This is a genomic window from Rhodobaculum claviforme, assembly GCF_016653255.1.
Taxonomy (GTDB): Bacteria; Pseudomonadota; Alphaproteobacteria; order Rhodobacterales; family Rhodobacteraceae; genus Rhodobaculum; species Rhodobaculum claviforme.
On record NZ_NHSD01000084.1, the window covers coordinates 1 to 4,815 of the forward strand.

Sequence of the window (4,815 nt, forward strand, 5' to 3'; positions counted from 1 at the left end):
CGCACCCCCCGGCCATCCAGCGTGAAGCCCGCCCCCGCCGGAGCGCCAACGGGCGCCATCGCGTCGGTCACCAGGTACAGCCGCGCATCCTTGGCCGCCATCGCCACCCGGATCAGGCGCGCATCGACGTGGTGGCCATCGGCGATGATCCCGGCCCACACCCCGGGCCGCGCCAACGCGGCAGCCGCCAGCCCCGGCGCGCGGTGATCGAGGCCGGACATGGCGTTGAACAGATGCGTCACCCCCTGCGCCCCGGCGTCAAACGCGGCGTCGGCCTCGGCCGCCGAACAGGCGCTGTGGCCCAGGTTCACGATCACACCCGCGCGCACCAACGCCGCGATCCGCTCGGGCGGGGCCATCTCGGGCGCGACCGTGATCAACAGCCGCCCCACCGCCCGGCGCGCGGCGGCGTACAGCGCCACATCCGCCGCCGTCAGCGGGCGCATCAGATCGGCGCGGTGCGCGCCGCGGCGCGCGGGCGCCAGATGCGGCCCCTCCAGATGCAGGCCGACGACGCCCTCGGGCGCCGCGGCCGCGGCCGCCAGCGCGGCGCGCGTAATCTCGGGCGTGGCGGTGATCAGCGTGGGCAGCAGCGCGGTGGTGCCATGGGCGCGGTGCGCCTCGGCGATGCGCGCCATGGTCGCGGGCGTGGGCGCCTCGTTCAGCATCACGCCGCCGCCGCCGTTGACCTGCGCATCGATGAACCCGGGCGCGAGGATGCCGCCCTCCAGCACCACACGCGGCAGATCGCGCGGCGGATCGGGCGTCAGCGCGGCGATACGGCCGCCCGACACCACCACCGCATGCCCGGGGCGCAGCCGCCGCCCGTCAAACGGCACCGCCCCGCACAGAACATGCGTCACGGCCGCCAGCGCAGGAAGTTGGCGATCATCCGCAGGCCCGTCGCCTGGCTTTTCTCCGGGTGGAACTGGGTGCCGAGGATGTTGTCGCGCCCCACCACCGCCGCGCGCGCGCCGCCATACTCGGCATGCGCCAGCAGATGCGCCGGATCGGTCACGGCGAAATGGAACGAGTGCACGAAATAGGCGTGATCGCCCATGCAGACCCCCTCCAGCACCGGATGGACGCGGTCGATCACCAGATCGTTCCAACCCATGTGCGGCACCTTCAGCGCCGGGTCGGCGGGCGCGATCCGCTCCACCGTGCCGCCGATCCAGCCCAGACCGGGCGTGTCGGAATATTCCCGCCCCCGGTCGGCCAGCAGCTGCATGCCGACGCAGATGCCCAGGAACGGCTTGCCCGCGCCGATCACCTGGCGCTCCAACGCGTCGACCATCCCCGGCACGGCATCCAGCGCCGCCCGGCAGGCGGGAAACGCCCCGTCGCCGGGCAGCACGATATGGCTCGCGGCCGCCAGCTCGGCCGGGTCCGAGGTCACCACGACCGTCCCGCCGCCCGCCTCGGCCGCCATCCGCTCCAGCGCCTTCTGCGCCGAATGCAGGTTGCCGCTGTCATAATCGACGAGCGCGACACGCACCCCCATCACAGCGCCCCCTTGGTGGACGGGATGGCCCCGGCGCGGCGCGGATCGGCCTCCACCGCGACGCGCAGGGCCCGCGCGACGGCCTTGAAGGCGGCCTCGGCGATGTGGTGGGCGTTGAGGCCGTGGACCATGTCCACATGCAGCGTGATGCCGCCATGCGTGGCAAGTGCCTGAAAGAACTCGCGCACCAGCTCGGTGTCGAAGCTGCCGACCCTGGCCGCGGGAAAATCCACGTTCCACACCAGATACGGACGCCCCGACAGATCCAGCGCACAGACCACCTGCGCGTCGTCCATCGGCAGGTGGCACGCGCCGTAGCGGGTGATCCCCGCCTTGTCGCCGACCGCGCGCGCCAGCGCCTGGCCCAGTGCGATGCCGGTATCCTCGACCGTGTGGTGGTCGTCGATGTGGGTGTCGCCCGTCGCCGCGATCTCCATGTCGATCAGCGAATGCCGCGCCAGCTGGTCGAGCATGTGATCGAAGAAACCGACGCCCGTGGCGATCCGACCCACCCCCGTCCCATCGAGGTCCACCGCCACGCGGATGTCGGTCTCGTTGGTCTTGCGCAGGATCTCGGCGCGCCGCACCGGCGTCCGGGCAGCCCCTCCTGCGCGTCTCAGCCCGCGGCGCGGGACTGGCGCTTGCGCTCGTGCGGGTCGAGGAACCGCTTGCGCAGCCGGATGGCGTTCGGCGTCACCTCCACCAGCTCGTCGTCGTCGATATAGGCGATGGCCTGCTCCAGCGTCATGCGCACGGGCGTCGTCAGCGTGACCGCATCATCCTTGCCCGAGGCGCGCACGTTGGTCAGCTTCTTGCCCTTCAGCGGATTGACCTCGAGGTCGTTCTCCCGCGAATGCTCGCCGATGATCATGCCCTCGTACACCGGCTCCTGGGCGCCGATGAACATCTTGCCGCGCTCCTCGAGGTTCCACAGCGCATAGGCGACCGAGGTCCCGTTCTCCATCGAGATCAGCACGCCCGCGCGCCGCCCCTGGATCGCGCCCTTCCACGGTGCCCATTCATGGAACACCCGGTTGAGGACACCCGTGCCGCGCGTATCCGTCAGGAACTCCCCATGGTAGCCGATCAACCCGCGCGACGGCACATGCGCGATGATGCGCGTCTTGCCGGTTCCGGCGGGCTTCATCTCCACCAGATCGCCCTTGCGCGGGCCGGTCAGCTTCTCGATCACGGTTCCGGTGTATTCGTCATCCACATCGATGGTGACTTCCTCGACCGGCTCCAGCCGCTGGCCGCCCTCGTCGCGGGTCAGCACGCGGGGGCGCGAGATCGACAGCTCGAACCCCTCGCGGCGCATGTTCTCGATCAGCACGCCCATCTGCAATTCGCCGCGGCCCGCGACGTCGAAGGCCTCGCCGCCGGGGGTGTCGCTGACACGGATGGCGACGTTCAGCTCGGCCTCCTTCATCAGGCGCTCGCGGATCACGCGGCTTTGCACCTTGGCGCCGTCGCGTCCCGCCAGCGGCGAATCATTGATCCCGAACGTGACCGAGATCGTCGGCGGATCGATGGGCTGTGCCGGCAGCGGAATGTCGATTTCGGGGGCGCACAGCGTGTCTGCCACGGTGGCCTTCGACATCCCCGACAGGGTGACGATGTCGCCTGCGATGGCGCTGTCGATGGCCTGCTGGCCGAGGCCGCGGAACGCCAGCACCTTGGACACGCGAAAGCTCTCGATCTGCGTGCCGTCGCGCGACAGCGCCTTGATCGTCGCGCCCGCCGACAGCCGGCCCGATTCGACCCGGCCCGTCAGGATGCGGCCCAGATAGGGGTCGGCCGACAGCGTCGTGGCCAGCATCCGGAACGGCTCGCCCTCGCGGGCGATCTGCGCGGGCGCGGGCACATGCGCCACCACCAGATCATAAAGCGCATCGAGGTTCTTGCGCGGACCATCGAGATCCGTGTCGCACCACCCGTTGATGCCGGAGGCATAGAGATGCGGGAAATCAAGCTGTTCCTCGGTCGCACCCAGCGCGGCAAAGAGGTCGAACACCTCATCCAGCGCGCGCTCGGGCTCGGCCGCGGGCTTGTCGACCTTGTTGAGGACCACGATCGGCCGCAGCCCCAGCGCCAGCGCCTTGGCGGTCACGAACTTGGTCTGCGGCATCGGGCCTTCGGCCGCGTCCACCAGCAGCACCACGCCGTCCACCATGCTCAGGATCCGCTCCACCTCGCCGCCGAAATCGGCGTGGCCGGGGGTGTCCACGATGTTGATGCGCGTGGTCTTCCACTCCAGCGAGGTGCACTTGGCAAGGATGGTGATCCCGCGCTCGCGCTCGATGTCGTTGCTGTCCATCGCCCGTTCGGCCACGGCCTGGTTATCGCGAAACGCGCCGGATTGCTTGAGAAGCTCGTCGACCAGCGTCGTCTTGCCGTGGTCGACATGCGCGATGATCGCGATGTTGCGAAGGTCCATGGAGCCATGCCTTTGGGGAAGAGGTAAGGGTGCGCCCATATACCAAAATGCGGCCCGGCGCCACCCGCCATCCGCCACACGCGTCACGCGACGTAGCGATCGCGCCTGTGATTGATCGCAAGGATCAGGTTCAGCACCACCGCACCCGCCAGCGACACCCCCACCAGCACCGGGTCGAGGAAATAAAACGCCACCCCGAACAGCCCGGCATCAAAGGTCAGCTGCACCCAGCCCGCGCGAATCCCGAAGCGCTCCTGCAGCCAGAGGCCCAGGATGCCGATGCCGCCCAGGCTTGCGCCGTGGCGAAACAGCGCCAGGATGCCGAAGCCGGTCAGGATCCCGAACAGCAGCGCCGCCGCCAACGGCTCCAGCCGGTCGAACCCGATCAGGTCCGGCATCACCAGCGACATCCCCGACAACAGCGCCACCGACAGAAAGGTCTTGAGCGTGAACACCCACCCCAGCCGCCACAACGCCAGCGCATAGAACGGAATGTTGGCGACAAAGAACACCTCGGCAAAGCTGTAGGGGGTGGTGTAGGACACCAGCACCGCCAGCCCCGCGATCTGCCCCGTCATCAGCCCCGCCGAGGTCAGCATGTGCAGCGCGAACGCCGCCGCCGCCGTGCCAAAGACCAGGCCCTGGGCATCCTCGAGGGGGGTATGACGCGACCGCTGTGCCATGCCTTCGCTTGCCCCAGCGCGCGCGCCGCGTCCAGCCCCCGTCCGCGACCAGAGGAGCCAAAGGCGGCGGCGCCCGACCGCGCGCCCCCGGACAGCCCCGCAAGACCCGTGCCCGCCGCCGGTGCACGCAACAGGCCTGCGGGCGTGCCGCCCACCCCGGGGGCGCGCAGGCCGCCCTCGCCGCTCCACCC

General features: G+C 70.1%; 5 protein-coding genes. All 5 read right to left on the reverse strand.

Annotated features, from left to right (window positions below):
• On the reverse strand, positions 1-863 hold an 863-nt coding region (locus CCR87_RS01450; protein ID WP_338048853.1), incomplete at its 3' end, for an amidohydrolase family protein.
• On the reverse strand, positions 860-1,498 hold the full coding sequence (hisH, locus tag CCR87_RS01455; RefSeq protein ID WP_201155556.1) for an imidazole glycerol phosphate synthase subunit HisH: 639 nt from the start codon (positions 1,496-1,498) through the stop codon (positions 860-862). The genes hisH and CCR87_RS01450, both read right to left, overlap by 4 nt.
• A gap of 5 nt (positions 1,499-1,503) precedes the next feature.
• Positions 1,504-2,091 carry an imidazoleglycerol-phosphate dehydratase HisB gene (hisB, locus tag CCR87_RS01460; protein ID WP_201155552.1) on the reverse strand — a complete coding sequence of 196 codons (588 nt, stop codon included), beginning with the start codon at positions 2,089-2,091 and terminating at the stop codon, positions 1,504-1,506.
• 29 nt (positions 2,092-2,120) lie between these two features.
• Complete coding sequence (gene typA / locus CCR87_RS01465; protein WP_201155553.1) at positions 2,121-3,941, reverse strand: translational GTPase TypA; 1,821 nt, start codon at positions 3,939-3,941, stop codon at positions 2,121-2,123.
• An 83-nt stretch (positions 3,942-4,024) separates the two neighbouring features.
• Complete coding sequence (locus tag CCR87_RS01470) at positions 4,025-4,624, reverse strand: YitT family protein (protein ID WP_201155554.1); 600 nt, start codon at positions 4,622-4,624, stop codon at positions 4,025-4,027.
• Between the last annotated feature and the right edge of the window lie 191 nt (positions 4,625-4,815).

What these genes read in the sequence shown, in the direction of transcription:
- typA (WP_201155553.1), bottom strand. Translation starts at nt 3,941, where the DNA reads ATGGACCTTCGCAACATCGCGATCATCGCGCATGTCGACCACGGCAAG.
- CCR87_RS01470 (WP_201155554.1), bottom strand. Translation starts at nt 4,624, where the DNA reads ATGGCACAGCGGTCGCGTCATACCCCCCTCGAGGATGCCCAGGGCCTG.